General features: G+C 73.2%; 2 protein-coding genes and 1 pseudogene. All 3 read left to right on the top strand.

Going from position 1 to position 2,695, the window contains the following annotated elements; all coding sequences use genetic code 11:
• A pseudogene (locus HW445_RS33765) lies at positions 1 to 96 on the top strand (protein-tyrosine-phosphatase); the annotation flags it as partial.
• 90 nt (positions 97 to 186) lie between these two features.
• Complete coding sequence (gene glyA, locus HW445_RS25730) at positions 187 to 1,428, top strand: serine hydroxymethyltransferase (protein WP_180223291.1); 1,242 nt, start codon at positions 187 to 189, stop codon at positions 1,426 to 1,428.
• Between the two features lie 101 nt (positions 1,429 to 1,529).
• On the top strand, positions 1,530 to 2,695 hold a 1,166-nt coding region (locus HW445_RS25725), incomplete at its 3' end, for an MraY family glycosyltransferase (RefSeq protein WP_180223290.1).

Raw genomic sequence — 2,695 nt, 5'->3', positions numbered from 1 at the left:
TACGGGGCGCCGCTGCCGTTCTTCCGCTCGGTCGGCGACGAGATACACGGAGCCCTCGACCCGGTGGTCACGGCGCTGACGGGCGTGCCGGGCTGACCCGGGCCGGTCCCCGGCCGCCCCGCGTGCCGCGCAGCCCCGCCCCCCGCGTCCTACGCTGGACCTGACGTCCGGACGAGGAGGTTCCGCATGGGGACCGTCGCGCACGCCCAGGCGCTGCGAGACCAGGTGCTGAGGGCCCGGGATCCCGAGATGGCGGGGATCCTCGAGGCCGAGGCGGAGCGCCGCCGCACCACGCTCCAGCTGATCGCCGCCGAGAACTTCACCTCGCCCGCCGTGCTGTCGGCCCTCGCCTCCCCGCTGGCCGACAAGTACGCCGAGGGCTACCCCGGCAACCGCTTCCACGGCGGCTGCGCCTACGCCGATCTCGCCGAGCGCACCGCCGTCGAGCGCGCCACCGCCCTCTTCGGCGCCGCGCACGTCAACGTCCAGCCGCACTCCGGCTCGTCCGCCGTGCTGGCCGCCTACGCCGCGCTGCTGCGTCCCGGCGACCCGGTGCTGGCGCTGGGGCTGGCCTTCGGCGGCCACCTCACCCACGGTTCGCCCGCCAACTTCTCCGGCCGGTGGTTCCGCTTCACCGGGTACGGGGTCGACGCCGAGTCCGGACTCCTGGACTACGAGCAGGTCAGGGCGCTGGCCCGGGCCACCAGGCCCAAGGCGGTGGTGTGCGGGTCGATCGCCTACCCGCGCCACGTCGACCACGCGGCGTTCCGGGAGATCGCCGACGACGTCGGCGCCTACCTGATCGTCGACGCCGCGCACCCCATCGGCCTGGTGGCGGGCGGCGCGGCGCCCAGCCCGGTGCCGTACGCCGACGTGGTCTGCGCGACCACCCACAAGGTGCTCCGCGGCCCGCGCGGCGGAATGATCCTGTGCACCGCGGAGCTGGCCGAACGCGTAGACCGCGCGGTCTTCCCGTTCACCCAGGGCGGGGCGCCGATGAACGTGGTGGCGGCCAAGGCGGTCGCCTTCGGCGAGGCCGCGACGCCCGGGTACGCCGCCTACGCGCACCGCACGGTCGCCAACGCCCGGGCCCTCGCCGCCGGCCTCGCCGACGAGGGGCTGCACGTCTCCACCGGGGGCACCGACACCCACCTGGTGATCGCCGACCCGGCCCCGGTCGGCGGTCTGGACGGCCGCGCGGCCCGCGATCTGCTGGGCGCCGCCGGCATGGTCCTCGACACATCGGCACTGCCGCACGAAGGGCGGGGTATCCGCCTGGGGACGGCCGCCGTGACGACCCTGGGCATGGGGGAGGAGGAGGCCCGGACCATCGCGTCCCTGGTCGGGCGGGCCCTGCGGGGCGACGTGGACGGTGCTCGCGCGGGGGCACGGGAACTGGCCGAGGCCTTCCCGCCCGCGTATCCGTGACCCCCGGGTGAAACCGTCCCGGCCACCCGGAAGTCATCACTCAGGACCGTCCCTCGCTAGGGTGTGGGTCGGAATGGCCAGCGAGATCTGTGGGGAAGCCCGTGCGTGAATACCTGCTGACGGTCTGCATCACGGCCGCGGTGACGTACCTCCTGACGGGTCCGGTGCGGAAGTTCGCGATCGTGGCGGGAGCCATGCCCCAGGTGCGGGCGCGGGACGTGCACCGAGAACCCACCCCGCGGCTCGGCGGCATCGCGATGTTCTTCGGCCTGTGCGCCGGTCTGCTGGTCGCCTCCCAGCTCACCAACCTCGGCCAGGTCTTCGAGCGGTCCAACGAGCCGCGCGCGCTGCTCTCCGGGGCGGCGCTGATCTGGATCATCGGCGTGCTGGACGACAAGTTCGAGCTGGACGCCCTGATCAAGCTGGGCGCGCAGATGATCGCGGCCGGCGTCATGGTGATGCAGGGCCTGACCATCCTGTGGCTGCCGGTGCCGGGCTTCGGCCTGGTGGCGCTGACCTCGTGGCAGGGCACGCTGCTCACCGTGGCACTGGTGGTGATCACCATCAACGCGGTGAACTTCGTCGACGGCCTCGACGGTCTGGCCTCCGGCATGGTGGGCATCGCCTCGCTGGCGTTCTTCCTGTACGGCTACCGGATCTGGTTCGGCTTCGGCATCGAGGCGGCCGCCCCGGCCACCCTGTTCGCCGCCATCCTGATCGGCATGTGCGTGGGCTTCCTGCCGCACAACATGCACCCGGCGCGGATCTTCATGGGCGACTCCGGCTCGATGCTGATCGGCCTGATCCTGGCGGCCGGCGCCATCTCCATCACCGGCCAGATCGACCCGGACGCGCTGAAGCTGTTCGCCGGGTCCGAGCGCAGCGCGGTCCACGCGACCGTGCCGGTCTACATCCCGCTGCTGCTGCCGCTCACCATCATCGCGATCCCCGCCGCCGACCTGGTGCTGGCCATCGTGCGCCGCACCTGGCGCGGGCAGTCGCCGTTCGCCGCGGACCGCGGGCACCTGCACCACCGGCTGCTGGAGATCGGCCACTCGCACAGCCGGGCCGTGCTGATCATGTACTTCTGGTGCGGGCTGATCGCCTTCGGCGCCCTGTCGTACTCGGTGACCGCCGCCTCGATGTGGATCGTGCTGAGCGTCGCCCTGCTGAGCGCGCTGGGCCTCGTGCTGCTGCTGATGCCGCGCTTCACCCCGCGCGCCCCGCGCTGGGCGGAACGCGTGCTGCCGCCGCGGTACCGCCGCTC

The sequence above is a fragment of the Streptomyces sp. UH6 genome (assembly GCF_013421635.1).
Classification (GTDB): Bacteria; Actinomycetota; Actinomycetes; order Streptomycetales; family Streptomycetaceae; genus Streptomyces; species Streptomyces abyssomicinicus.
The sequence above is the reverse complement of the archived record's forward strand: the minus strand, read 5'-3'. Positions and strand labels throughout refer to the sequence as shown.

Coding starts and splice junctions, on each gene's coding strand:
- glyA (WP_180223291.1), top strand. CDS start 187: ATGGGGACCGTCGCGCACGCCCAGGCGCTGCGAGACCAGGTGCTGAGG.